The sequence below is a fragment of the Inconstantimicrobium porci genome (assembly GCF_009696465.1).
In the GTDB taxonomy this organism is placed as follows: Bacteria; Bacillota; Clostridia; order Clostridiales; family Clostridiaceae; genus Inconstantimicrobium; species Inconstantimicrobium porci.
In genome coordinates, this window is sequence record NZ_VULX01000033.1 from 1 (window position 1) to 24830 (window position 24830).

A 24830-nucleotide genomic window follows, 5' to 3' on the forward strand; every position below is an offset into this window, starting at 1 on the left:
GAAGGGAACTTCATCGCTCGACTTGCATGTGTTAAGCACGCCGCCAGCGTTCGTCCTGAGCCAGGATCAAACTCTCAATTTAAGCAGGCATTCCAAATTTTAATTTGGTATGTTCGCTTACTTCTTGCACAAGAAGTTTCCTTTTGAAAACTATCTTTGTAAGCCTTGAAGTTTAATTGCTTAGCTTAATCTTAGCTTAATTACTAAAAGAATTGCTGGTCTAATAAAAAGTTTGTATAAACTATTAAATTCCTCTGTTTAATTTTCAAAGATCATTCGTCGTTTCTCGCAACGACATGATTTATTTTAGCACATATTTTATACCATGCCAATTCATAATACAGTATTATTAAAAATTATTTTTAATTTTCTTTAATTTTCGAGTTTTTTCTTTGTTTTTTTATAATAGACACACTAGGATATGTTTATATTTTAAATCTTATCTGCATGTTTCTTTCCTTTTCTTCAATAGAACTTACACTAAGGCCTATAAGCCTTACTTTTTCTTCGAAATCAATAGATTTTACAATCTCAGATGCAATATTATATATTTCATCAAACTCATTAGTATATTTATTTATAGTTTTACTCTTAGTATGATTTTCAAAGTTTTCACTCTTACTTTTTACAGTTATAGTTCTTATTTTTATATTATTTCTGTTGAGAATTATCGAAATTTCTTCAGCAAACTCTCGTATATACTTTAATAGTTCATTAATATCATTGGTATTATGCTTAAGAGTTGATTCCCTTCCATAAGATTTTCTTTCACGCTTCACTTCGACAGTTCTGTTATCTATGCCTCTTATTCTATAATAGATATCAAGACTATGCTTTCCAAGGTATTCTTCAAAGTACTCTTTATCAATATCATATAAATCCTTCACCGTAAATATTCCTATATTATTAAGCTTCTGAACTGTTCTTTTTCCCAATCCATATACTTTGCTTATATTCATAGGAAAAAGTATATACGGCATCATTTTTTTATCTATAACCTTTATTCCATTAGGCTTATTCCAGTCTGATGCAATCTTCGCTAAAAACTTGTTATATGAAATTCCTATAGAAAGTGTTAACCCCAGCTCCCTGTATACTTTCTTCTTTATATATAATGCTACATCAAGAGGATTCTTTTTTAAATGTGATATATCAAGATATGCTTCATCTATACTAAGTGGTTCTATTATAGGTGTAACTTCAGCTAAAATATCAAAAATCTTGTTTGATACCTCCTTGTACCTATAATGTCTTACAGGAAGAAATATTCCATGTGGACATTTCTCTCTTGCCATAAAAAGAGGCATAGCAGAATGTACTCCATAAGCTCTCGCTTCATATGAACATGTTGATACTACTCCTCTTTCAGAAGTACCACCAACTATAACTGGTTTTCCTTTTAGTGAAGGATTATCTTTCACTTCTACTGATGCAAAAAAGGCATCCATATCAACATGAAGAATTACTCTATCCATAATTTCACCACCTAACTTATTATCTATATTTAATATACCAAACATATATTCTGTATTCAATATTTAATGCAGGACTTAAAATCTATAATCCGAAAACATAAAAAAGGCAGCATCATAAAAATATGATACTACCATTATTATCTGGTGCACCTAACAGGATTCGAACCTGCGACCGTTGGATTCGAAGTCCACCACTCTATCCAGCTGAGCTATAGGTGCAAAAAAAGCAACTTATTAATATAAGTTGCTTACTATGGAGCGGGTGGCGGGAATCGAACCCGCATAACTAGCTTGGAAGGCTAGGGCTCTACCACTGAGCTACACCCGCATACCTCTTGTTTACAGGTATTATTGTACCAACAATAAATAAACCTGTCAACATTTTTATTTATATATTTTAAAAAATTATGCACAAATAGAGCACGCTCTTCGCTACAATTTGTGGATAAGTATCCTTTCAATTCATCTTCCTGTTGATAAAATTACAAATTAGAATTTTCATCCACATTCCAGCCAAAAAATCAAGTTATTTGTGAATAACTTTTCATCTTATGTGACTAATTTTTATACATTACTCTATTTTGAGGATAAAAAAAGCAACTTATCAACATAAGCTGCTTAACATGGAGCGGGTGGCGGGAATCGAACCCGCATAACTAGCTTGGAAGGCTAGGGCTCTACCACTGAGCTACACCCGCATGCTTGGAGCGAAAGACGGGACTCGAACCCGCAACTTTCACCTTGGCAAGGTGACACTCTACCATTGAGTCACTTCCGCATAATATTATTTAAAATTGGTGCAGGTGAAGGGAGTCGAACCCCCACGTCGTAAAACGCTAGATCCTAAGTCTAGTGCGTCTGCCAATTCCGCCACACCTGCATTTTATTTTAAATTGGTGATCCACCCGGGAATCGAACCCGGGACACCATGATTAAAAGTCATGTGCTCTACCGACTGAGCTAGTGAATCCTTTGGCTGGGATAGCAGGATTTGAACCTACGAATGATGGAGTCAAAGTCCATTGCCTTACCGCTTGGCGATATCCCAACTTTAATGGGGTGGACGAAGGGACTCGAACCCTCGACAACCAGAACCACAATCTGGCGCTCTACCAACTGAACTACGTCCACCATATGGTGGGTCATCGGAGACTCGAACTCCGGACACCCTGATTAAGAGTCAGGTGCTCTACCAACTGAGCTAATAACCCATATTTTTAATGGTGCGTTTTAAGGGATTCGAACCCCTGGCCCACGCCTTAGAAGGGCGTTGCTCTATCCAGCTGAGCTAAAAACGCACATGTAATATTTAAACCACTCTAACAACTTTTTAAGTTGTATGGAGCGGGTGGCGGGAATCGAACCCGCATAACTAGCTTGGAAGGCTAGGGCTCTACCACTGAGCTACACCCGCATGCTTGGAGCGAAAGACGGGACTCGAACCCGCAACTTTCACCTTGGCAAGGTGACACTCTACCATTGAGTCACTTCCGCATAATATTATTTAAAATTGGTGCAGGTGAAGGGAGTCGAACCCCCACGTCGTAAAACGCTAGATCCTAAGTCTAGTGCGTCTGCCAATTCCGCCACACCTGCATTTTATTTTAAATTGGTGATCCACCCGGGAATCGAACCCGGGACACCATGATTAAAAGTCATGTGCTCTACCGACTGAGCTAGTGAATCCTTTGGCTGGGATAGCAGGATTTGAACCTACGAATGATGGAGTCAAAGTCCATTGCCTTACCGCTTGGCGATATCCCAACTTTAATGGGGTGGACGAAGGGACTCGAACCCTCGACAACCAGAACCACAATCTGGCGCTCTACCAACTGAACTACGTCCACCATATGGTGGGTCATCGGAGACTCGAACTCCGGACACCCTGATTAAGAGTCAGGTGCTCTACCAACTGAGCTAATAACCCATATTTTTAATGGTGCGTTTTAAGGGATTCGAACCCCTGGCCCACGCCTTAGAAGGGCGTTGCTCTATCCAGCTGAGCTAAAAACGCACATGTGGTATTCAAACCACTCTAACAACTTTTTAAGTTGTATGGAGCGGGTGGCGGGAATCGAACCCGCATAACTAGCTTGGAAGGCTAGGGCTCTACCACTGAGCTACACCCGCATGATAAATGCAATTTTTTTAAAGTGGTCGGGGTGACAGGGATTGAACCTGCGACCTCATGGTCCCAAACCACGCGCGCTCCCATCTGCGCCACACCCCGATATTGGTGCGTTTTAAGGGATTCGAACCCCTGGCCCACGCCTTAGAAGGGCGTTGCTCTATCCAGCTGAGCTAAAAACGCATACTTTTCATAACCTCAGTCATTTTATCATCTGACAAGTTCTTTGTCAAGAACTTTGTTTCAAGAATCTTTTAAGTTCCATGGAGCGGGTGGCGGGAATCGAACCCGCATAACTAGCTTGGAAGGCTAGGGCTCTACCACTGAGCTACACCCGCATGATAAAACACAATTCTTGAAAATGGTCGGGGTGACAGGGATTGAACCTGCGACCTCATGGTCCCAAACCACGCGCGCTCCCATCTGCGCCACACCCCGATACATTGACTGTATCTCTTTGAGGACTTTTCTTTCGTGCCCTCGCTGACGACAAAACTTATTCTACACGATATATTTATATTCGTCAACACCTTTTTTTATTTTTTTTATCATTTAAAAAAACATGCCCAAACCCGCACTATACCTATAACTCTATATAAAAAGCAGAGAAATCTGTTCAAAAAATTTCTCTGTTTTTATTAATTTACTAAATTATATCTGCCTCAAATAAGGTACAACATTTCCTTTTTCATCTATTTCGATAAAACCTATAGAGTTTTTGCTCATTCTTGGAAGAGATGCACTTCCCGGATTAAAAAGCCATATACCCTTAACTTCCTCCATATATGGTATATGAGTATGTCCGAATAAAGCTATATCTACTTCTGCCTCCAACGCTCTATAATAAAGATTGTTAAGCTCATACTTAACACCATAGCGATCACCATGAGTAATAAGCATCCTTATACCTTCTACATCTATAATCTGCTCTTTTTCAGCTCCTCTGCCAAAATCACAATTACCAAGAACCTTATAAACTTTACCTTTAAATCCTTTGCCCAACTCATCAGCATCATCTATATTATCACCAAGGTGAATAAGTATATCTGCATTCTGTATGTACGACTTAACCTTCTGTATATAATATTTCTGTCTATGAGTATCACTTACTACTGCAATCAACATATATATCGCCTCTTAACAATTCATCTTTTAATTTCTTTAAAGCCCTTCCTCTGTGACTTATACTATTCTTTTCTTCTGCACTCATTTCTGCAAAAGTTTTATTGAATTCAGGCACAAAGAACAGTGGATCATAGCCAAAGTTTTCTTTTCCTCTTATTTCTTCAGTAACAAAACCTTCTGTTATTCCTTCAACTTTTATTGTTTTGCCATCAGATGTTATTAAAACTATAGCACATACAAAACGGGCAGTTCTCTTCTCTGTTGGAACACCCTCCATGTTCTTTAAAAGTTTTTTATTATTTTCACTATCATTTCCGTGAACGCCAGCATATCTTGCCGAATAAACTCCTGGCTCTCCATTAAGATAATCTACTTCTATGCCAGAATCATCTGCCATAACCATGAAATCCTTCGCCCCTTTATTTTTTAAATACTCTGCTATTACAGATGACTTTTTATAAGAGTTCTCAAGAAAAGTTGTTCCATCTTCAACAACATCAATATCAATACCCTCTTCTTTAAGAGAAACTATCTCCACATTAAGATCACTTAATATTTCTTTTATCTCTTCAATTTTATGGCTGTTATTACTTGCTACTATTAATTTTTTCATAATGTCCTCCAATAAAATGTTATTTTAAATAATATTATACATATATTAATATAAGGATTATTTTACGAGGTGAAAATTTTGAAATACATCGGTCCATTTTTTAGGATTAATACCTTGACTTCTGATGAAATTAAGTACCAGCTGTTTCATCTATCCAAAGAGTCCATCAAACATATAGAACTCCAGTCTAGGTGCGGAATTTTAATTTCAAATAAAGTTTTAAGAAAATATCTTTCTACAAATGATATTAACATAATGAAAGACTTTTCTCCAGTTATATGTATCTACAAAAAAGCACACCCGCTTATTTTAAAATCAGGCAAACATCCTTTCTGCTGGGACAGTGAAACATTCAAAAAAGAGTCACTTCCTGATTCTGACGCATTGCTTACATTCTGTCTTATAGAACTTTCAAAATACTATGACTTTTTCGAGAATGTTGATGATGAACTTTTCAGTTTATCAAGAATATATAAAGCACTCTCCAGGATACAGCTTGAATTCTATGCAAAATCTATGAGAAATACCGAAGGATTGTTTATTGAAAAGAAAAATTCTGGTGATAATTACGTTGATTCAATATCACTGACCGATAAATCCAAAACTATTTCTTTCTCTTATCAGGCATATATGATGTGTGCGTATTATGATTATTATACAGCTAGCTCTGATGCTGACAAAGAAATGTACAAGAACTTTGCACTGGAAATACTAAACATGCTTATAGATTATAGAAGCTCAATATATAACGAAAGCACTGATGAGTGTTGCGCTATCTGTTATGCATTAAATATATTCTATGGTTTATCAAAGGATGAAAAATCAAAGATGCTACTTTTAGACTTATGTGATGAGCTTACAGATAGACTTGAAAACAAAAGCAGCCTATTAAGTTCTCTTAGCAGTTCTTGCTTTACAGTCATAAATCTTTATAAATCATATGAAAATACAGGCATATATAAATTTAAAGACAAAGCATTAAATTTGTCCGAAAATCTTTTATCTCTTTATGATAGAGATACGAATATAATCAATCTTCAAGTTGATAAAAAAGATGTTAAATATACAGCAATAGATCTTGTATTATTTATGCTCACTACATTGTATTACTTTAAGTATGATGAATCAAATGAGGATAATTTTGAACATAAAAAAAAGTTAATTCCTAACATGTACAAGAATCTGATAATAAATTCTGGCATATTAACAAGTTTTCCGGAAGCACCAGATCTAAATAGTGCAGAAAGATACAAGAATTTTTCATACAATGCAAACGACCTTATTGAAGAAAGTAAATACAAGCTTTCATCAATTGAATCTCCTTTATCTGCAAATATGGCTTCAATATTTGTAAAAAATGTATCATACTCAACTAAAAAATGTGAATTTTCTCACAGAAAATCAAGTTTTGATAGCAGCAAAAATATCTTTCTTTTTTCAATGTTTATATATCTTTTTGAAAATGACTTTACATCCTATATATGTGGAAATGAAAAACCACTTCCAAAGCAAAAAGTAAGTATGAATAGAAAAATTTCAAAAGAATATCCACTTGATAATAAGATAAAAGAAAACAGTCAACATTCTCCAAAACTTGCTGCTTCACTTTCACCATCAGTTGAGACTGTAGATAAAAACTCACCTCATAATAAATATGAAAAAAACAATGCTCATCAGCAGCCTGCAACAGTAAAACTTGTTGTTAATGAGAAATCAGCAGATATAAATCCACAGACTCTAGATAAAAATAAACCCTCAAAGAAAAGTAGTAAAAAGTAAATTTTTTAATTTCAATGATTCATATCATAAACAATATACCTTTTTCGATGCAATTTACTAATCAACAAAAAAACACCGACAGAAGTTGAACTATATCATCTGCCGGTGTTTTTTTACTGCTTCACTTCAAGTTTCTTCAGCTCAATTATTCCATTACTGTTGAAATTAATATAACTTATCTTCTCAGATTTGCATACTAAATCATTAGCAAAAAGTATAGGTATATATGGTATTTTATCTGAGATCATCTTTTCAACATTATCAGTGCTATAATCTTTCTTTGACTCTATCTTTTTAGACAGCTTTAAAAAATCTTCATCATTCCATGAACACCCACTGAACATACTGCTGTATATATCTTTTTTTTCTTCGTCATGGAAATCATAATTGCATAACATCATATCATAATCATCTTTTTTCTTTTGTTCACTAAAACTTCCTTCATTGCAATCAACTATATCCACCTTAAATTTCAAATCAGCTTCGAGCTTTTGTTTAATAAATTCAGCTATACTGCTATACTTATTTTCACATAAAATTTTAAGATGAGCGCTCTTAAAATCTTCATTCTCTTTAATTATCTTATTAGCAACCACAACATTATCTTCAATATGGGACTTTATCTCATCACTACTGATACTACCTGCAGTAAAAAGTGCTGTTTTATTCTGTCCTGTGTTCCTTACTATCTGTCCTTTTGTAACTTCGTACTCTCCGCTCTTTACTCCTCCATAAGTATAAAAGCTGTATGAAAGGCCTCTCTGTATTGCCCTTCTAAAATTAAGGCTGTTTGTCAGTCTATCCTTTGCTAGATTAAAGCCTAAAAATATTGTATCCTGTTTAGGATATACCTGCAGCTTGTTATTATTGTACAGTCTCAGCACTTCACTCTCAGGGGCCCCTTTAAAAAAATCAACATTGCCAATTTCCATATCAGCCAGTGCAACTTCAGTACTTTCATATCTCTTCAATAATATCTTGTTAGGGGAATTTTCTACATTATCATGATATCCATCATTCAACTTAAGCATAATAGTTCCATCTTTATTTACATCATCTATTCTGTATGCTCCCGAATACTTAATATTTTTGTAGTTATCCTTTATTTTATTAAGATCCCCAAGTTTTTTAACAAGCCTGTATCGTGGTGAGCTAAGCTTTTCAAGAAAATCCTCATCTTTGTTATTCATTCGTATCTTTATTGTATTTTCATTTTCTTTTGTTATAGCAACACAGGAAAAATCATCGTTTCCTTCGTGATATTTTTTCGCACCATAAATTGAAAGCAATTCACTTACAAAACTGTTCTTATTATTATAAGAAAGTAGCTGTCTAAAATAATTGAGTATGTCATCACAAGTAATACTGCTACCATCGCTCCAGTGAGCATTATTTCTCAATGTAAATATGTATTCAAGACCATCCTTGCTCACCTTATAACTGTCAAACAATACTGGGATAATATCGCCTTTCTTATTTTTCTCAAAAAAACCGTCAAATAAAGCATTATATATCTCCTGTTCATCCATCTGTCCGCTAAAAGGCTTAAAGTTTAAATCTGTACTTTTTACTCCATAAACAATATAATCTCTCTTTTTATCATCTTTTGTATTATCTGCTTTGCAGCCTATAATACTCAAACTTATACATATGATTAAGATTAAAGATATAAATTTCTCATTTTTTTTCATCATATGCACCTCCAAAAATAATATAATGCATTATAATTTTATCCACTATTTTCTAATATATACTTTTACATTACACTCTTAATTTTTTATGGTATAATTTATTTCAAGATTTAGATTAAAAAGAAAGATAGGAGATTATGTATGATATTAACATTACAGATTACAGCGCTTGTAAGCATGATTGTAATAACGGGAATAATAATAGCAGGCTTTATTATCTTTATCCGCTTCTACAGTCAGATAAAGAAACAGAATGTCCTTCTATCTGATTTAATAGATACTATAAAAGAAAAGAATGAAAACACAGATAAAAAAGAGGAAAATGTGTAGCCGTCAGAAAATGATGAATGCAGCATAACATCAAATAATATTACATCAATCAATAGGTAGTTTGGAGGATTTGCCTCCATTACAACTAAGAAATTAGCAAAGCTAATTTCATCCTTTACTATGCGTTATGCACTATGAGCTATGAACTTATCTATATTATCTCATAAGTAAACCTAATATTATTGTTCATAGAAAAAAAGAAGCATGCCGTTTTGAGGGCATGCTTCTTTTTTTATTATATTAAGATTTCTATTGTACTGAATTCATCAGAAAAAATATAGATCCAGCCGCTGTACTAAGAAAAATAAGCGGATATACAACCCTTTTCCAACCTTTTTCACATAGTATAAACTTAATCCCCCAGGTTATCATAGTGATTGTCAGCATTATCTGAATCGGCACATATGAATTAAACATCTGGCCTACAAACATAAACTGGTATGTTGTAAGAAGAGTACATATAATTGTGATACTTGTTATCGTTGCTGATACAATACTCAAAATTGTAAGAATCTTAAGCATTAGTGCTGCCTCCTAACATTTCCTCAAACTCATCTTCAGAAAGTATCGCAACCCCAAGATCTAATGCTTTCGTATACTTAGAACCAGCCTCTTCTCCAGCAAGAACATAGTCAGTCTTCTTGCTTACACTTCCTGAAACTTTAGCACCAAGACTCTCCAGCTTTTCTTTTATGCTTGATCTTGAGTAATTCTTAAGAGTCCCTGTTACAACTACAGTCTTTCCTTCAAACACATTTTCTTTTACTTCTGTTTCTTCAAAATGAGGTTTAACACCTATTTCTAAAAGTTCATTTATTGTTTTTTCAACTATTTCATCCTTAAAGAAGTCTACAATACTTACTGCAACAATATCACCTATATCAGGAATTGCTACAAGCTGCTCAAATGTGGCACTCTTTATGTTGTCAAGGTTCTTAAATGTCTTGGCAAGATCCTTTGCAGTCTTAACTCCTACATTAGGAATTCCAAGTGCATATATAAATGCTGAAAGTTCACAGTCCTTACTCTTTTCAATAGAATCAAGAAGGTTCTGAGCCTTCTTCTTACCGAATCTTTCAAGACCTTCAAGCTGCTCTGTAGTAAGCTTGTAAAGATCTGATATAGACTTAATATTAAGGCTTTCAAAAAGCTGCTCAGCAGTCTTCTCAGAGAATCCAGCTATATTCATAGCTTCTCTGCAGCCATAATGCACAATACTCTTTACCATCTGAGGCTTACATGAAAGAGTATTCTCACAGAATATATGAACCCCATCCTGGATAAGTCTGCTGCCACATGCAGGACAGAATTCTGGTGGCTCGATATCAACAGCATCATCATTCATCTTTGCTACACCCATTATTTCCGGAATTACATCGTTGCTTCTTCTGATGAATACATCTGCATTAAGCTTAACGCCTTTTCTCTTTATATCATCCATATTGTTAAGTGTTGCCCTCTTTACAGTTACACCTGCAAAATCAACTGGCTGCAGAATAGCAGTAGGTGCTACTCTTCCACTTCTGCCGACATTCCATTCAACATCAATAAGTTTAGTTGTAGCTTCCTGTGCTTCAAATTTATATGCAAGAGCCCACTTAGGGAACTTTATAGTAAAGCCCATAAGTTCTCTGGTTCTTACATCATCTATTGCAAAGACTATTCCATCTATATCGTAGTCAAGATCAAAACGAATGTCATGTATATAATTAATCTGCTTTACCATATCATCAAGTGTAGTACACTCTTCAAGATAATCATCTACAGGCATACCCTTATCCTTGATGAACTTCATCATTTCACTATAAGTTTCAAACTGCTTTCCTTCTTTATATCCTACATCGTAAAATAGCGCTGAAAGGTTTCTCTTAGCTGTTTCCTTAACATTAAGGTTTCTTAATGCTCCTGCTGCACCATTCCTTAAGTTCTTAAGAGGAACAGCTGCAGTTTCATTATATTTATCAAAAGCTTCTCTTGTCATGATAACTTCTCCATGAACTTCAAAAAGAGAATCATTTTTAATCTTCAAAGGAAGAGACTTTATTGTCTTAGCCTGTGCAAGAACCTGCTCACCAGTTATACCGGTACCTCTTGTTGCTGCACTTACAAGCACTCCGTCTTCATCATAAGTACAGTTGATAGTAAGTCCGTCAAACTTCTTGCTTGCTATATACTTAATTGGAGGCAGTTTTTCTGTTGCTGTCTTGTTATACTCTTCAACAAATTTCAAGTTCTTTTCATGCCAGTCCTTAAGCTCTTCTATAGACTGAGCCTTTCCAAGACTCCATAGTCTTCCTTTATGTGTGTACTTCTGAAATTCATCAAGAACCACATCACCGACTCTCTCTGTTGGAGAGTATGGCAGTACGTATCCTGTTTCATTCTGAAGTCTTACAAGTTCATCATATTTAACATCATAATCCTTATCAGAAACTGTAGGACTGCTTAAAACATAGTACTCATAAGCATATTGATTTAATTCTTTTACAAGTTCATTAATTCTTTCTTTCTTATCCATATGAATAATTCCTTTCTACAATCTAAGCAAAATTCATCCTATAATAATTCAAGTGGTGCAAAACTAAGCATAAGATTTTTTATACCCTGGCTGTCAAAAGCTATAGTAACCTTAACATCATCTCCCACATCTATTGCACTTATTATTGTTCCTTCGCCAAACTTTGGATGTTTAATCTTTCTTCCTGGAACAGCCTCTTCTCTTGTAAGCTGACCTTTTTTCTCATTGCTGCTGCTCATCACACTATCAAGTTTTTTTTCAGCTTCACTATATGACATAGTACTTCTGCTGTTTTCATAACCGCCAATTCCATTTCTAGCATATAATCTTTCTCTTGAATATCCGCCACCAGAATATGAATTTCCTGATGAATAGCTATTTCCACCATTAAAGCTGTTTCTTGTAGAAAGTCCGCCGCCATTCTGGTTTTCATATTCCTTAAGAGAAGCTGGAATTTCAGAAATAAAATCTGACTGAGCATAAGCCACAGTTCTTCCAAATACTCTTCTTACTTCTGCAGAAGTCATATATAGAATATCCTTAGCTCTAGTTATACCAACATAGCAAAGTCTTCTTGCTTCTTCCATTTCTTTTTCATTATTAAGAGCCTGCTGTCCTGGGAATATTCCATTCTCCATACCAACCATGAATACTACAGGGAATTCAAGACCTTTGGCTGAATGCACAGTCATAAGAGTAACAACATTCTGTTCTCCATCTATGTTATCTACATCCTGAACAAGAGATACCTTTTCAAGAAATCCTGATAATGACTTATCTTCATCAGGTCCATTTTCAAATTCAACTGCAGCTGACACAAGTTCCTTAATATTTTCAGCTCTGCTTACATCTTCAGGATCTTTTGAGTCCTTAAGACCTTTTAGGTATTCTGTCTTTTCAATTACATATTCTATAAGCATAGAAACTGAAAGCTGTTCCTTCATTGCAATAAAGTCTTCCATTAAATCAGTAAATACCTTGATTGTCTTGATGTTTCTTGCTGTAAGTGTATTCACATTTTCCACATCAAGAAGACAATCATAAAGCATAAAGCCATTTTCATTGGCAAATGACACAACCTTTTCTACTGTAGCATCACCAATGCTTCTCTTTGGAACATTGATTATTCTTCTAAGGCTTACTGAGTCAGCATTATTATTGATTAACTTAAGATATGCAAGCACATCCTTTATTTCTTTTCTGTCATAGAATCTTGTACCACCAATTATCTTGTAAGGAATTCCTCTTTTAATGAATTTTTCTTCAAAACTACGTGACTGTGCATTAGTTCTATAAAGAATTGTAAAATCATTATAAGTTAGGCTGTTTTCTCTCATCAGCTGCTGAATCTTGCTGCCAACAAAGTCACATTCATCATTATCAGAATAAGCTCTGTATATCCTTATCTTTGCTCCATGATCTGCTTCAGTTCTAAGTACTTTATCTTTTCTTTCTGCATTGTGCTTTATAACGTTGTTTGCTGCATCAAGAATATTACCTTTAGATCTGTAATTCTGTTCAAGCTTTACAGTCTTAGCCTGAGGATAATCCTTCTCAAAATCAAGAATATTTCTTATATCTGCACCTCTCCACTGATAAATACACTGGTCATCATCACCAACAACACAGATATTCTTGTACTTTCCTGCTAAAAGTTTTACAAGCTCATACTGTACCTTATTAGTATCCTGATATTCATCAACCATTATGTATTTGAACTTGTTCTGATAGAATTCAAGAACATCAGGATTCTTTGTAAAGACTTCTACTGCTTTTGATATTAAGTCATCAAAATCAAGCGCATTATTTTCTTTAAGTCTCTTCTGATACATTACATAAACATCAGCCACTTTATTTAACCTGAAGTCTTTTTCGTGAAGTCTTTTATACTGCGCAGGTGACATAAGTTGATCTTTAGCCCTGCTTATCTTAGCGATAATCTCCTGTTCATTTATATCTTTATCATTTATATTTAGTTCCTTCATGCATTGCTTAACTAAAACCTTCTGATCAGAACTATCATATATAGTAAAGTCCTTCTTGTATCCAATCTTGTCAATTTCTCTTCTAAGTATTCTCACACATGTAGAATGGAAAGTTGATATCCACATGCTATCTGCTCTTTCACCTATAAGTTTTTTTACTCTTTCCTTCATCTCGCCAGCAGCTTTGTTGGTAAATGTAATTGCTAATATGTTATATGGATTTATGTCTTTTTCGTCAAGCATATATGCAATTCTGTATGTTAAAACCCTTGTCTTTCCTGATCCCGCTCCTGCTAATATAAGAACCTGACCATCAACAGTAGTTGCTGCATCATATTGTTCTTTATTTAGTAGTTTTCTTAAATCCATTAAACTTCACTCCTTATAATAGTAAACGACTGCTACTATTAATATGTTTATATTAATAATATAATTTTTCAAGTCAGCAGCCCCCTCAAACAATATTAATATTATATCATATAAGTATTAAAAAGAATCGTACAATTACATACGATTCTTTACTTCATTTCTTATTAATTTTTTATCAGATTATTCCGACAGTTTTCTTGCGTCATCATAATTTTTTGCAAGTTATTATTCATATTCGTTAATTTATGCATAAAAAAACGTAGCCCTTGGGGTCAGGCCACGTTTCAGCAATAAGCAATAAATAAAAAGGGGGCTATTCATTCCTTTTATTTATCCTTGCAAAATTCATTATATTAAATTAGGAGTTATATTTCAATAGTTTTATAAAAAAATCCAAAAAATTTTCTATAAATTATGAAGCAAAAATTTCATATTATACTCATGTAATCGTTATACAGATTTAATTTTTGCAAGTTCCTCTTCTGTTAACTCTCTGTATTCTCCTTCTTCAAGATTTTCATCTAAAGGAAGCCCTGCAAAAATAGTTCTCTTTAGGTATGTAACCTTCTTTCCTCTGCTCTCAAACATTCTCTTAACCTGATGATATTTTCCTTCATGAACTGTTACGTACACTTCAGAACCTTCATCCATTGGTCCTATAACTTCAAGCTTAGCTTCAAGGCACTTGTATCCATCATCAAGAATTACACCTTTCTTGAATGCTTCTATGTCGCTTTCATCTACAGTCTTATCAATATGTGCATAATAAACCTTATCAACTTCCCACTTTGGTGATATAAGTCTGTGGTTAAGCTCACCATCATTAGTTATTAGAAGAAGCCCTACTGTATCCTTATCAAGTCTTCCTATTGGAAATGGTTCAAAAACTGCATGTTCAGGTTCAAGTAAATCTATTACAGTTTCATCTCTGTTATCAAAAGTTGCAGAAATAACCCCATCTGGTTTATTCATCATTAAATATATGTACTTTCTATAAAATACTTCTTCGCCTGCAATAACTATCTTTGATTTTTCTGGATCTATCTGCATACCATTATCCTTAACAACAACTCCGTCAACTTCAATAAGTCCCTTTTTAGCTATACCTTTTATTTCTTTTCTAGATCCATATCCTAAATTTGATAAAACTTTATCTAATCTTTCCACGTTAAACACATCCTTCGTTTTAAACTAAAATAATAATACCATACTTATTTAAGAATTAACACAATTCCATATAATTTGAAAGTCAGTGAACAGTCAATTTTGTTTCATATTTTCTTAGAGGTTTGGAGTAATAGCCTCCATTAAGTGAAATTCAAACGCTACGTTTGAATTTCAACCTTTTCTATTCACTATTCTCTATTCGTTGTTCACTCCCTATAATAACAAAAACAGCAGCCTTCCTATCAGGCTGCTGTTTCTTTTATAATAAGCTCTTGTATGTTGCCATTACTTTTTTAACATAATTCTGTGTTTCTTTTGGCATTTTGTATAAATCATTAACCGAAGTTACACCTCTTCTTGCAACTGTACCTTGTCCAGCATTATATGCCATAAGTGACATTTCAATATTACCATTATACATCTGAAGATATTTTTTAAGCTGTTTTGTACCTCCCTCAATATTCTGCTCAATATTGAAAGGATCTGAAACTCCATCTTCCTTACAGTTTACTGGCATAAGCTGCATAAGACCCATGGCTCCTGCACTTGATACTGCATATTGATTGTATGATGATTCATTCTTGATTATAGAATGAATCAACGCCTCATCAACACCATACTTCTTTGCTGCCTTTGAAACTGCTGCATTTATCTGTGCAGTACTTCCATTTACACTTGACGTTAATTGCTTATAAGCATTATTTAACGCTGAAGAGCTTAAATTTTTTAGGCTGTCAAGACTGCAACCTCCAGTATTTTGATAGCTCGGAAGCTTATCTAAATCTTCTATATTATATCCATAACCGTTACCTAAAGAATCTGACATACTATCTAAAAAGCTCTGGAGGCTTTCATTTGTATTTCCTTTTTCAATAGAATCCATAACTGCCTGCATTACAAGATCAAATGCACCACTCTTATCTTTACCAGCTATAGTATTCATATATGTACTTAATAATTGAAGCCCTAACACCTGTTCAGGTTTCGTAATGTTCATTAAATCACCAACTTATTCTTTAATTTTGTATATTTTTAGTATTTTAAACACTTTCACAACTCATAGATAAACTAAAATTTTTCATAGAGGTCACAGGTATTAGGTCACATGTCACAGTAAAGGAAGCACTTAGGTTTCGCTAGCTTCATAAGTTCTTATCTTTAATGGATGTTACACCTCCAAACCTCTAAATTCAACAACTTTATATTTAATAAGTTTAATTTATTATGCTTGAAACTGCCGCTAGGAAGTTTCATCCTTGCCTATGACCTGTGACTTTTGACCTGTGACTTAAAAAATTCTAATCTCTTATCTATTTAATAGTTCGTATCTGTTACTTCAAACTTGAATTCATCGTAGTCTTCATATGAGCATCTCTTATAGTAGCTTTTAGCAAGTACTAATAATCTGAAGTCTCCTAAATCAAATGGTCTGAATGTATAGTAGTTCTTTCTGCTATAATTCTGTACAAGACTCCAGTTTCCATTGTGCATTATATAGAATTCATAGCAAACATCTTTTCCACCATCATTAGAGACTGTAAAGTTTACCTCTTCATCAATTCTTGGTCTTGTATTATCACAAGTTATTTTTGTTCCTGTGATTTTTTGAGCTTCACTGATTACGATTCTTATTTCTTTCTTTGTATCGAACTCATTTTTGCATTTTATGTTCTTTACATACATCTCAATTTTATATTTTCCTGATCTCTTTGGTCTTAGTGAGAACTTCTTATCCTCGATAAAATCAGTTTCTTCGACTACCATCTCATCAACTTTAGTCACATATTTTATAAGTGTTTCTTTTGAATTTAAAGTTATACACTCTAGATCTATTGTATCACCTACAAGAAAATGTTCTTTTGATGGTAAAAGAATATGTTCTATCTTTCCAGGCATATATTCTTTTACATCAAAGTATACATAACTATGTGCATCAAAATCCTTATCTGAGTATTTATCCTTAACTCTTATTTCAAGAGAATACTGTCCTGGAGTCTCAGGTGTGAAGTTTACCCAGTTAGTTGTGCTATATCTAACTCTCTCAGTTTCCTTTTCATTCTTATAAATTATAAAGCTGTATCGTATATCATTGCTTCCTTCAGCTTCTGCCATAATATTTACAGGCTGATTTATAATATAATTATCATCTTTATCAAGGGCAATATTAGTTATATTCACTGTTCTCTTTGGCTTTTCCTGTATCATAAAATCAAATGAAGCATCAGCTTCATATCTGCCATCAAAGCTTTCATCCTTAACAAATACAGTAACCTTATAATCTCCTGCCTGTTTGGGATTCCATAAGAACGTATTATCCCTCAAATATCCGGAATCTTCTGCATAAGGCCCATCTATTCTGTATTTATATAAAAGATTTCTTCCTCCTTCAGCAATAGTCTTTATATTAATCTTACTCTCAGCTGCCTGTGGTGAACATACATCGGTTGTAAAATTAGTAATCTTAACAGGATAATAAGGTATTACTTCATATACTATAATAGCCCTATCATCATACTGATGATCTGAATACATATCTTTAGCCATGCATAACAGCTTATATTTACCAGGCTTGCCTTCAATAAAGCTTACCATTTTTCTTGAAGAGAAATCCTGTATACATGTTGATCTACCATCACTATCAATCTTGATAAACTTAAACAGTACAGTTCTTTCATCATCAGCATCAGTTTCAACTTCAAATACAAGATCTTCGCCTGTAAGAAGATCATTTGTTAAGCACTTATAATCTATTATTCCTAACTTGTCCATTTTTTTCACCTCAAAGTCAATAGTTCTGAAATCATCAAAATTATTCTTTGAATATGGAACTTTACATTCAATGAGAAGCTGATGTTTACCATCTTCATTACATGTATATTTTATCTTATTTTCAGAACTATAATCCTTAATAAGCTGCCAGCCATCCCTGCCATCAACCCAATATCTGAACATTGACGGAAGCTTTGTTGTTTCAACTTCAATATCTACTTTTTCACCTATTGAATATTGAGATTTATCTATATATACAGCTTTGATAAGTTTTTCTTCTACTGTTCCTACAATAAAATCCTGTTTAAGTATCTCATCAAAAGGTTTTTTTGAATCTTTATGTTTTATCTGAACCATCACAAGATACTTACCATTTTCTTTTGGTGTCCATACACAATTATTTTCTGATCCGAAATCAAGTAGAGTTGTCCACACTCCATCAAGCCCGACCATAAATTTATACTGGTTATCCTCATTATAATCATTTTCTACTGAAATTCTTATATTGCTCTTAATTGGCTGAGGACTTTCTTTATCAAATAACAAAACAATTTCTTTTACCACATCATTCATACCACTGCACCTCTCTCGAATATACAATTATTATATCAACAAATACATTTTTTGTAAATTGTTATCATGTTTTTTATTTTCTGTTTTGAAATACAAAACGTCATAAAATAAATCCTTAAGAAAGATGTAGAGACATGACATTATATATTATAATATAAAAATAAGTGCAGGAAATACCCTGCACTTATTTTCTCGCCTTAGATATTAAAAACTTTAAATTTTTATAAAGTCTGTCATCATCTTCGGTTGTTCTCTTTTTTATCGTAGATGTTCTATTTCCTGCTCTTCGTGCCTTTGCAGCTATATGTCTTTCAAAAAGAAGCTTATCTATGTTGCTATCATCATACACGAATCCTTTTCCGCTTATAGCATATGCACCTTTCCCAAGTGCCATAGCTGCAACACCAAAATCACCAGTTACTACTATGTCTCCCTTTGATGCTTTGTTTATAAGACTCACATCAACGCTTTGGAAACCAGCATCAACACATATAACTTCTGAATAATCAGAAGTTATATAATGATTGATATCACAGAGGATAATGACAGGTATGCTGTCCTCTTTTGCAGCTTTTTCAATAAGCTGTCTTCCCGGACACGCATCACCATCTACAAGAATTTTCATGATTAAAGTCTCTTTTCAAGTTCTTCTTTCATGTCTTCATATCCTGGTTTTCCAAGTAAAGCAAACATGTTCTTCTTGTAAGCTTCAACTCCTGGCTGATTGAATGGGTTAACTCCTAATAAGTATCCACTAATACCAACAGCCTTTTCGAAGAAGTAAACCATCTGTCCAAAGTAGTATGGAGTTAATTCTGGAACATTAAGAATCATGTTAGGAACTCCACCATCATTATGAGCAAGTACTGTACCATGGAATGCACACTTGTTAACTTCATCCATAGTCTTTCCTGCTAAGAAGTTTAATCCGTCAAGATTTTCTTCGTTTGATTCAATTATAACTGAATGTTTAGGCTTTTCTACGTTAATAACTGTTTCAAACATTGTTCTTGAACCTTCCTGAATGAACTGTCCCATTGAGTGTAAGTCAGTTGTAAAGTCAACAGCAGCTGGGAATATACCCTTCTGATCTTTTCCTTCTGATTCTCCATAAAGCTGTTTCCACCATTCGTTGAAATAGTGAATGCTTGGTTCGTAGTCAACAAGTATTTCTATGTTCTTACCCTTGTTGTATAAGCAGTTTCTTACAACTGCATATTGGTAACATTCGTTTTCCTTTAATGATGGATTGCTGTACTTTTCTCTAGCATCAGCAGCTCCCTGCATCATTTCATCTATGTTAATTCCAGCAGCAGCTATTGGAAGTAAACCAACTGCTGTTAAAACTGAGAATCTTCCTCCAACGTCATCTGGAATTACAAATGTTTCGTATCCTTCATTGTCAGCTAAGTTCTTAAGAGCACCCTTCTTTGCATCAGTTGTTGCATAGATTCTCTTCTTAGCTTCTTCCTTACCATATTTCTTTTCAAGTAAATCTTTAAAGATTCTGAATGCTATAGCTGGTTCTGTAGTTGTACCTGATTTAGATATAACGTTAACGCTTAAATCTAATCCTTCAACTGCATCTAGTAATTCAGCCATATATGTTGAACTTATGTTGTTTCCTACATAGAATATTGCAGGAGTCTTTCTCTTTGATTTTGGAAGAGAATTATAGAAGTTATTTGTTAACATTTCTATAGCAGCTCTTGCTCCTAAATATGATCCACCAATTCCGATAACAATTAATGCATCTGAGTTTTCCTGAATTCTCTTAGCAGCAGCCTTAATTCTTTCAAATTCATCCTTATCATAGTTTACTGGAAGGTCAACCCATCCTAAAAAGTCTGATCCAGCACCTGTTCCATTATGTAATTTATCATGTGCATCCTTAACCATACCTTCGAAATTATCGATTTCTTGTTGATTTAAAAATTGTTGTGTCTTTGTTAAGTCTAGCTTTAAACCGTTAGTCATCATTACTACCTCCACACATTCTAACTTATTTATCATAATCTATTTTACCACATCTTAAGAATAGTTAAACATTTCACTAGAGATTTTTTTATTATTGTTCAAAAATACAAAAAAAGAAAAGCCATTAGGCTTTCCTTTTTTACTTATATTGTAAACCTCCCTACTGCTTCCTGCATTTTATCAGTAAGTTTTAATAGATGTTCATTAGCCTCTTCCATAATTTCAGTAGAACTCACAAATTCTGATGTTGATGCAGATATTTCTTCTGCATTAGCCACTATTTCTTCAGAAACTGCTGATACTTCTTCAATCTTTTTCATTATTTTATCTTTATCATCTATAATACCATCAAAGTTAGTTGTTATTTCCTGTATCATAGGTGTTATTTCTGAAATATCACTTAATATTTTTTCAAAAGCAGTTAAACTGTTATTTACATTAGCAGTTCCATCCTGTAATGAATCATTGATTCCATTACTTCTTGACACTATTGTTTCAGTTTTACCTACTACAGAAGATATTACATTATATATATTCTTTGTTGATTCCTTACTCTGTTCAGCAAGCTTTCTGATTTCTTCTGCTACAACAGAGAATCCTTTACCAGCTTCCCCTGCTCTTGCTGCTTCAATTGCTGCATTAAGTGCAAGAAGATTAGTCTGATCTGAAATTCCGTTTATAAATTTAGTAATATCATTAATTGTATGCATTTCATCTTTCATTTCTGCTATTTCTTTAGCAAACATTGCAAAGTTTTCGCTAAGTTCAGACATAGATTCTGATATCTTAGTCATATCTTCACAGCTACCTGTTACTTTTTCACTTATGCTGCCAGCTTTGGTATTTATGTTAACTACATATTTATTATTTTCATTGATTACATCTCCAAAATCGACCATGATATCATTTATACTGCTCAATTCATTAGTCTGTGTTTCCGTAGCCTTTGTAAACTGCTGGATTGAATCATTTATATTCTTTGTTCCATCTATGAATCTATCTGAGATAGACTTAAGCTCTTTTTCTTCATCAATAATATTATTAGCTGAATCTTGAATTTGTTTAAGTGCACCTGCAACAGCTTTTTTAGTTTCATTCAACGAAACATAAATATCACCAATTTCATCAGAAACTATATCTGTTATTTCACTTTCTCTAAAGTCCCCTTCAGCAATAGCATTCATTTCAACCTTAAGTTTTTTAAGTCTTACTGCTATTTTTTTAGAGATTAAATAAGTTAATAATATTAATACTACATTTGTTATAATTCCTATACTAACCATATCTACTATTAAAGCTGCAAGCCCTGATAGCATATCCTTAACTTCTGATGTAACGCCAACAGACCATCCTGTACTTTCAATTGGTGCATATCCAACAAATTTCTTATCACCATTTAAATGATACGTTCCTGTTCCATTTTCTCCTGATATCATCTTCTTTGTAATGTCAGCAAGTTCCTGGTACTTAGAATCCTTTTTAGCATCTTCAATTCTATTTACCTTATTCTTAACTTTTTCAATATCGTTATTAATAATATTGGTACCATTTTGATCTATAACATACGCAGATCCTGTTTCGCCAAACTTTATAGAGTTAGTAATTTCAGAGAACTTTTCTGCATCCTTTGAAAAAAACACTATTCCAACAATCTTATCTCCACTCTTTATTGGGGATGTAATTGATATTTGTAATCCTCCATCAGCCTTACTTACATTAGGCGGTGTAAAATAACTTTTCCCCTCTAAATTAGCCTTAAAATATTCTTTATCTTTTACATTAACACTTTCCCCCAATATAGTTTTACAGTTACCATCTAAATCGATTAGAGCTGCTTTTTTATATCCTTGAGTATCAACGATCTTTTTAAGATATTCAAATTTCACATCCTGCGGTGTATTAGCATCCTGTAATATAGGCGTTTCTGCAACCATTTCAACCTTGCTTATTTCAAGATTTATAACTCTATCGATATCATTTCCAATCTGCTTTGCAAAATTACTTAATAATACAGATGAATTTTTTATAAGTGCACTCCTTGCTATTAGTGTTCCCGTAACAACAAACATAACAGTAAATACTACAAATAAGCTAGAGTACCTTACAATCAATTGATGTCCTATACCCTTGAATTTCTTCTTCATTCGTATCCTCCTTAATTTATCCATATAATTTGAATAGTTTTACCACTTTCTCATTGTCGCATCATATATAAACAACTTTATATAATCAATTTTTTTTATTTATCTGATAAATCAAGGTAAGAATAATTAGAAATTCATTACAAAATCATTCCCTTTTATGTATAAATATTATATTGAATTTTCCATTAACATTATTTGATTCCATTAACTGTATTTTTGGGATTGCAGCTAATTTTTCAGAAATAATCCAATAAGCATTTTTTAATGTTAAGTTTAAATTATTCATTTATCACCTAAAAAGAAAAATAAAGATTTATGCCTTCTAATACAATAACATTTTTGATAGCATTTCCTTATCTATAGCATAATTCAATGCTGTTTCAGGAGTTATTATGCAGTTTTCAACAAGATTCTTTAATGATGCATCCATTGTAACCATACCATATCTAGCACCTGTCTGCATTGCTGTTTGAATCTGATGTGTCTTTCCTTCTCTTATTAAGTTCTGTATTGCTGGTGTTGCAATCATTATTTCCAGCGCTGCAGTTCTTTTATTATCAGTTGTTTCTACAAGCTGCTGTGATACGATTCCCTGAAGTACTGCTGCCAGCTGCACTTTAATCTGTTGCTGCTGATTTGTTGGGAATACATCAACAATTCTATCTATAGTTTTTGCTGCACCAATTGTATGAAGAGTTGAAAAAACAAGATGACCAGTTTCTGCTGCAGTTATGGCAACAGATATTGTATTTAAATCTCTCATCTCTCCTACAAGTATTACATCAGGGTCTTCTCTTAATACTGCACGCAGTGCATTTTCATAAGACTGACTGTCTTTTCCTATTTCTCTTTGATTTATTATGCTTTTATCATGTTTATGAAGGAATTCAATTGGGTCCTCCAGTGTAACTATATGAAGTCCACGGCTGTGGTTTATTTCATCTATCATTGCTGCAAGAGTTGTACTTTTACCACTGCCTGTTGGTCCAGTTACAAGGACCAGCCCTCTCTTCTTTTCTGTCAGGTTTCTTATAGTAGAAGGCATATTAAGATCCTTAAGAGTCGGTATGGCAAGTGATATAGTACGTAGTGCCAAGGCAACTGAATTTCTCTGCTTAAATATGTTAACTCTGAATCTTCCAACTCCTTTTAGCGAGTATGAAGTATCATATTCCCCTGTATTTATAAATTCATCATACTTATCTTCAAGTATATCTCTGGCAAATTTATCTGTATCAGCAGGAAGAAGAGTCTCGCTGCCAATTCTCACAAGCTCACCATTCACTCTGATTATAGGTACTGCGCCAACTGTCAAGTGTAAATCTGAAGCACCTTCTTCCATAGTTCTATCAAGTAAAGTATATAATTCGTACATTAATGTACCCTCCCTCTCACCTTACATCTTTATGATATATTAACATTATATTCTATATAATGGCAAACTCAAGCACCTTACACAATAATCTCCCTTAAAAAATCAAAATATATCTTCCTACGCTTTTCTTATATTCTAAATATTCATTTCCAAATCTTTTGATTAGGAATCTTTCCTCTTCACATAAAAGTTCGCTGTGTTTTCTACACTTCATTTAGTTTTCTTTTATCATAAAATTAATCAGCCAACTCTTCACAATGCATTCAAATAACTGTGGCTGATTCATTGATAGATTATGACCTGCACCTTCTATTGCATGATAATCTGCTCTTGGATATGGTTTTATCCATTTGAACTAATCTTCATATCCGACACATGTATCCTGCTTTCCTGTAAGTATCAGCACTGGTTTATCGAATACTCTATGGTCAATCTCATGCTGAAATTGTAAACTGATATCTCCATCTAGTACATGATTCAGAAAATGGTTATCTTCATTCTGAAGAACAGCAGGATAAATATCACGCTGATAAATTCCCCATACATCTCTTGTTAATCTCACATTCATCGAAGCAAAATGTTCTATCTGCTTCTTATCAAGTTCATTTAACAAGTCATTATCCTTTTTCAATACATACCTGGATTGGTTATAATTAATTAGACAGTAATTATTCGGTCGTGATATAATATAAAAAATTGTGAAAAAGGAGAAGAATATCATAAAGCAGGCAGCGCTGATAATGGCACGAAAATAGAAATAATATTATCTAATAAAAAAAGTACAGTATCAGCGCAATGTGCAGAGTTTTAAA

Annotated in this window: 17 protein-coding genes, 23 tRNA genes and 1 rRNA gene; 2 read left to right on the forward strand and 39 right to left on the reverse strand. The window is 33.6% G+C overall.

The window, feature by feature from the left end; translation table 11 throughout:
• From FYJ33_RS14280 to FYJ33_RS14410, 27 genes are all read right to left on the reverse strand, one after another.
• Window positions 1–82 (reverse strand): 16S ribosomal RNA (locus FYJ33_RS14280); the annotation flags it as partial.
• 343 nt (window positions 83–425) lie between these two features.
• On the reverse strand, window positions 426–1475 hold the full coding sequence (locus FYJ33_RS14285) for a DNA polymerase IV (RefSeq protein WP_154532434.1): 1050 nt from the start codon (window positions 1473–1475) through the stop codon (window positions 426–428).
• 142 nt (window positions 1476–1617) lie between these two features.
• Window positions 1618–1694 (reverse strand) — tRNA-Arg (locus FYJ33_RS14290).
• A 35-nt stretch (window positions 1695–1729) separates the two neighbouring features.
• Window positions 1730–1803, reverse strand: a tRNA-Gly gene (locus tag FYJ33_RS14295).
• A 296-nt stretch (window positions 1804–2099) separates the two neighbouring features.
• Window positions 2100–2173, reverse strand: a tRNA-Gly gene (locus FYJ33_RS14300).
• Between the two features lie 5 nt (window positions 2174–2178).
• Window positions 2179–2253: transfer RNA gene (locus FYJ33_RS14305), tRNA-Gly, on the reverse strand.
• 17 nt (window positions 2254–2270) lie between these two features.
• Window positions 2271–2355: transfer RNA gene (locus tag FYJ33_RS14310), tRNA-Leu, on the reverse strand.
• 14 nt (window positions 2356–2369) lie between these two features.
• Window positions 2370–2445, reverse strand: a tRNA-Lys gene (locus FYJ33_RS14315).
• Window positions 2446–2448: 3 nt separating this feature from the next.
• Window positions 2449–2523, reverse strand: a tRNA-Gln gene (locus FYJ33_RS14320).
• Between the two features lie 7 nt (window positions 2524–2530).
• Window positions 2531–2606: transfer RNA gene (locus tag FYJ33_RS14325), tRNA-His, on the reverse strand.
• Between the two features lie 4 nt (window positions 2607–2610).
• Window positions 2611–2686 (reverse strand) — tRNA-Lys (locus FYJ33_RS14330).
• A gap of 10 nt (window positions 2687–2696) precedes the next feature.
• A tRNA-Arg gene (locus tag FYJ33_RS14335) sits at window positions 2697–2773 on the reverse strand.
• Between the two features lie 42 nt (window positions 2774–2815).
• A tRNA-Gly gene (locus tag FYJ33_RS14340) sits at window positions 2816–2889 on the reverse strand.
• Window positions 2890–2894: 5 nt separating this feature from the next.
• Window positions 2895–2969, reverse strand: a tRNA-Gly gene (locus FYJ33_RS14345).
• A 17-nt stretch (window positions 2970–2986) separates the two neighbouring features.
• Window positions 2987–3071: transfer RNA gene (locus FYJ33_RS14350), tRNA-Leu, on the reverse strand.
• Between the two features lie 14 nt (window positions 3072–3085).
• Window positions 3086–3161, reverse strand: a tRNA-Lys gene (locus FYJ33_RS14355).
• 3 nt (window positions 3162–3164) lie between these two features.
• A tRNA-Gln gene (locus tag FYJ33_RS14360) sits at window positions 3165–3239 on the reverse strand.
• A gap of 7 nt (window positions 3240–3246) precedes the next feature.
• Window positions 3247–3322: transfer RNA gene (locus FYJ33_RS14365), tRNA-His, on the reverse strand.
• A gap of 4 nt (window positions 3323–3326) precedes the next feature.
• A tRNA-Lys gene (locus FYJ33_RS14370) sits at window positions 3327–3402 on the reverse strand.
• Window positions 3403–3412: 10 nt separating this feature from the next.
• A tRNA-Arg gene (locus FYJ33_RS14375) sits at window positions 3413–3489 on the reverse strand.
• A gap of 42 nt (window positions 3490–3531) precedes the next feature.
• Window positions 3532–3605, reverse strand: a tRNA-Gly gene (locus FYJ33_RS14380).
• A gap of 24 nt (window positions 3606–3629) precedes the next feature.
• Window positions 3630–3705, reverse strand: a tRNA-Pro gene (locus FYJ33_RS14385).
• 4 nt (window positions 3706–3709) lie between these two features.
• Window positions 3710–3786: transfer RNA gene (locus tag FYJ33_RS14390), tRNA-Arg, on the reverse strand.
• Window positions 3787–3867: 81 nt separating this feature from the next.
• A tRNA-Gly gene (locus FYJ33_RS14395) sits at window positions 3868–3941 on the reverse strand.
• A 24-nt stretch (window positions 3942–3965) separates the two neighbouring features.
• Window positions 3966–4041: transfer RNA gene (locus FYJ33_RS14400), tRNA-Pro, on the reverse strand.
• 213 nt (window positions 4042–4254) lie between these two features.
• On the reverse strand, window positions 4255–4728 hold the full coding sequence (locus FYJ33_RS14405; RefSeq protein WP_154532436.1) for a metallophosphoesterase: 474 nt from the start codon (window positions 4726–4728) through the stop codon (window positions 4255–4257).
• Window positions 4706–5341: an XTP/dITP diphosphatase gene (locus FYJ33_RS14410; RefSeq protein WP_154532438.1), complete on the reverse strand. Its 636-nt coding sequence runs from the start codon at window positions 5339–5341 to the stop codon at window positions 4706–4708. Before FYJ33_RS14410 ends, FYJ33_RS14405 begins: the two co-directional genes overlap by 23 nt.
• Before the next feature lie 78 nt (window positions 5342–5419).
• Here FYJ33_RS14410 and FYJ33_RS14415 point away from each other — a divergent pair, with 78 nt between their 5' ends.
• Entirely contained in the window at window positions 5420–7120 is a 1701-nt protein-coding gene (locus FYJ33_RS14415) for a hypothetical protein (RefSeq protein ID WP_154532440.1), read from the forward strand.
• Window positions 7121–7233: 113 nt separating this feature from the next.
• On the opposite strand, the gene FYJ33_RS14420 is transcribed toward FYJ33_RS14415, so the two are convergent.
• On the reverse strand, window positions 7234–8814 hold the full coding sequence (locus FYJ33_RS14420) for an ABC transporter substrate-binding protein (protein ID WP_154532442.1): 1581 nt from the start codon (window positions 8812–8814) through the stop codon (window positions 7234–7236).
• A 138-nt stretch (window positions 8815–8952) separates the two neighbouring features.
• On the opposite strand from FYJ33_RS14420, the gene FYJ33_RS14425 reads away from it, so the two are divergent.
• Window positions 8953–9141 (forward strand): hypothetical protein, encoded by a 189-nt coding sequence (locus FYJ33_RS14425; protein ID WP_154532444.1) that lies wholly within the window; start codon window positions 8953–8955, stop codon window positions 9139–9141.
• A 249-nt stretch (window positions 9142–9390) separates the two neighbouring features.
• Here FYJ33_RS14425 and FYJ33_RS14430 read toward each other — a convergent pair whose 3' ends face one another.
• The 11 genes from FYJ33_RS14430 to FYJ33_RS14480 form a co-directional block, all read right to left on the reverse strand.
• Complete coding sequence (locus tag FYJ33_RS14430) at window positions 9391–9663, reverse strand: hypothetical protein (RefSeq protein ID WP_154532446.1); 273 nt, start codon at window positions 9661–9663, stop codon at window positions 9391–9393.
• Window positions 9656–11659 carry an NAD-dependent DNA ligase LigA gene (gene ligA, locus FYJ33_RS14435; RefSeq protein ID WP_154532448.1) on the reverse strand — a complete coding sequence of 668 codons (2004 nt, stop codon included), beginning with the start codon at window positions 11657–11659 and terminating at the stop codon, window positions 9656–9658. The genes FYJ33_RS14430 and ligA overlap by 8 nt, the downstream gene beginning before the upstream one ends.
• A 38-nt stretch (window positions 11660–11697) precedes the next feature.
• Window positions 11698–14013 carry a DNA helicase PcrA gene (gene pcrA, locus FYJ33_RS14440; protein WP_154532450.1) on the reverse strand — a complete coding sequence of 772 codons (2316 nt, stop codon included), beginning with the start codon at window positions 14011–14013 and terminating at the stop codon, window positions 11698–11700.
• 450 nt (window positions 14014–14463) lie between these two features.
• A complete protein-coding gene (locus FYJ33_RS14445; protein ID WP_277643991.1) occupies window positions 14464–15180 on the reverse strand; it encodes a pseudouridine synthase in 717 nt (238 codons plus the stop codon).
• Window positions 15181–15439: 259 nt separating this feature from the next.
• Complete coding sequence (locus FYJ33_RS14450; RefSeq protein WP_235900869.1) at window positions 15440–16177, reverse strand: lytic transglycosylase domain-containing protein; 738 nt, start codon at window positions 16175–16177, stop codon at window positions 15440–15442.
• Between the two features lie 317 nt (window positions 16178–16494).
• Window positions 16495–18522: a triple tyrosine motif-containing protein gene (locus FYJ33_RS14455; RefSeq protein WP_154532452.1), complete on the reverse strand. Its 2028-nt coding sequence runs from the start codon at window positions 18520–18522 to the stop codon at window positions 16495–16497.
• Between the two features lie 184 nt (window positions 18523–18706).
• Window positions 18707–19147, reverse strand: coding sequence for a YaiI/YqxD family protein (locus FYJ33_RS14460; RefSeq protein WP_154532454.1), 441 nt, complete (start codon window positions 19145–19147; stop codon window positions 18707–18709).
• A gap of 2 nt (window positions 19148–19149) precedes the next feature.
• A complete protein-coding gene (locus FYJ33_RS14465; protein ID WP_154532463.1) occupies window positions 19150–20499 on the reverse strand; it encodes a glucose-6-phosphate isomerase in 1350 nt (449 codons plus the stop codon).
• A 143-nt stretch (window positions 20500–20642) separates the two neighbouring features.
• Window positions 20643–22643, reverse strand: a complete 2001-nt coding sequence (locus tag FYJ33_RS14470; RefSeq protein ID WP_206046710.1) for a methyl-accepting chemotaxis protein — start codon at window positions 22641–22643, stop codon at window positions 20643–20645.
• Window positions 22644–22965: 322 nt separating this feature from the next.
• Complete coding sequence (locus tag FYJ33_RS14475; RefSeq protein ID WP_154532458.1) at window positions 22966–24018, reverse strand: type IV pilus twitching motility protein PilT; 1053 nt, start codon at window positions 24016–24018, stop codon at window positions 22966–22968.
• A 355-nt stretch (window positions 24019–24373) separates the two neighbouring features.
• Window positions 24374–24649 (reverse strand): hypothetical protein, encoded by a 276-nt coding sequence (locus FYJ33_RS14480; protein WP_154532459.1) that lies wholly within the window; start codon window positions 24647–24649, stop codon window positions 24374–24376.
• Between the last annotated feature and the right edge of the window lie 181 nt (window positions 24650–24830).

Excerpts from the sequence above, each read along its gene's own strand:
- FYJ33_RS14285 (WP_154532434.1), bottom strand. The coding sequence starts at position 1,475 with ATGGATAGAGTAATTCTTCATGTTGATATGGATGCCTTTTTTGCATCA.
- FYJ33_RS14405 (WP_154532436.1), bottom strand. The coding sequence starts at position 4,728 with ATGTTGATTGCAGTAGTAAGTGATACTCATAGACAGAAATATTATATA.
- FYJ33_RS14410 (WP_154532438.1), bottom strand. The coding sequence starts at position 5,341 with ATGAAAAAATTAATAGTAGCAAGTAATAACAGCCATAAAATTGAAGAG.
- FYJ33_RS14420 (WP_154532442.1), bottom strand. The coding sequence starts at position 8,814 with ATGATGAAAAAAAATGAGAAATTTATATCTTTAATCTTAATCATATGT.
- FYJ33_RS14425 (WP_154532444.1), top strand. The coding sequence starts at position 8,953 with ATGATATTAACATTACAGATTACAGCGCTTGTAAGCATGATTGTAATA.
- FYJ33_RS14430 (WP_154532446.1), bottom strand. The coding sequence starts at position 9,663 with ATGCTTAAGATTCTTACAATTTTGAGTATTGTATCAGCAACGATAACA.
- ligA (WP_154532448.1), bottom strand. The coding sequence starts at position 11,659 with ATGGATAAGAAAGAAAGAATTAATGAACTTGTAAAAGAATTAAATCAA.
- pcrA (WP_154532450.1), bottom strand. The coding sequence starts at position 14,013 with ATGGATTTAAGAAAACTACTAAATAAAGAACAATATGATGCAGCAACT.
- FYJ33_RS14450 (WP_235900869.1), bottom strand. The coding sequence starts at position 16,177 with ATGAACATTACGAAACCTGAACAGGTGTTAGGGCTTCAATTATTAAGT.
- FYJ33_RS14455 (WP_154532452.1), bottom strand. The coding sequence starts at position 18,522 with ATGAATGATGTGGTAAAAGAAATTGTTTTGTTATTTGATAAAGAAAGT.
- FYJ33_RS14460 (WP_154532454.1), bottom strand. The coding sequence starts at position 19,147 with ATGAAAATTCTTGTAGATGGTGATGCGTGTCCGGGAAGACAGCTTATT.
- FYJ33_RS14465 (WP_154532463.1), bottom strand. The coding sequence starts at position 20,499 with ATGACTAACGGTTTAAAGCTAGACTTAACAAAGACACAACAATTTTTA.
- FYJ33_RS14470 (WP_206046710.1), bottom strand. The coding sequence starts at position 22,643 with ATGAAGAAGAAATTCAAGGGTATAGGACATCAATTGATTGTAAGGTAC.
- FYJ33_RS14475 (WP_154532458.1), bottom strand. The coding sequence starts at position 24,018 with ATGTACGAATTATATACTTTACTTGATAGAACTATGGAAGAAGGTGCT.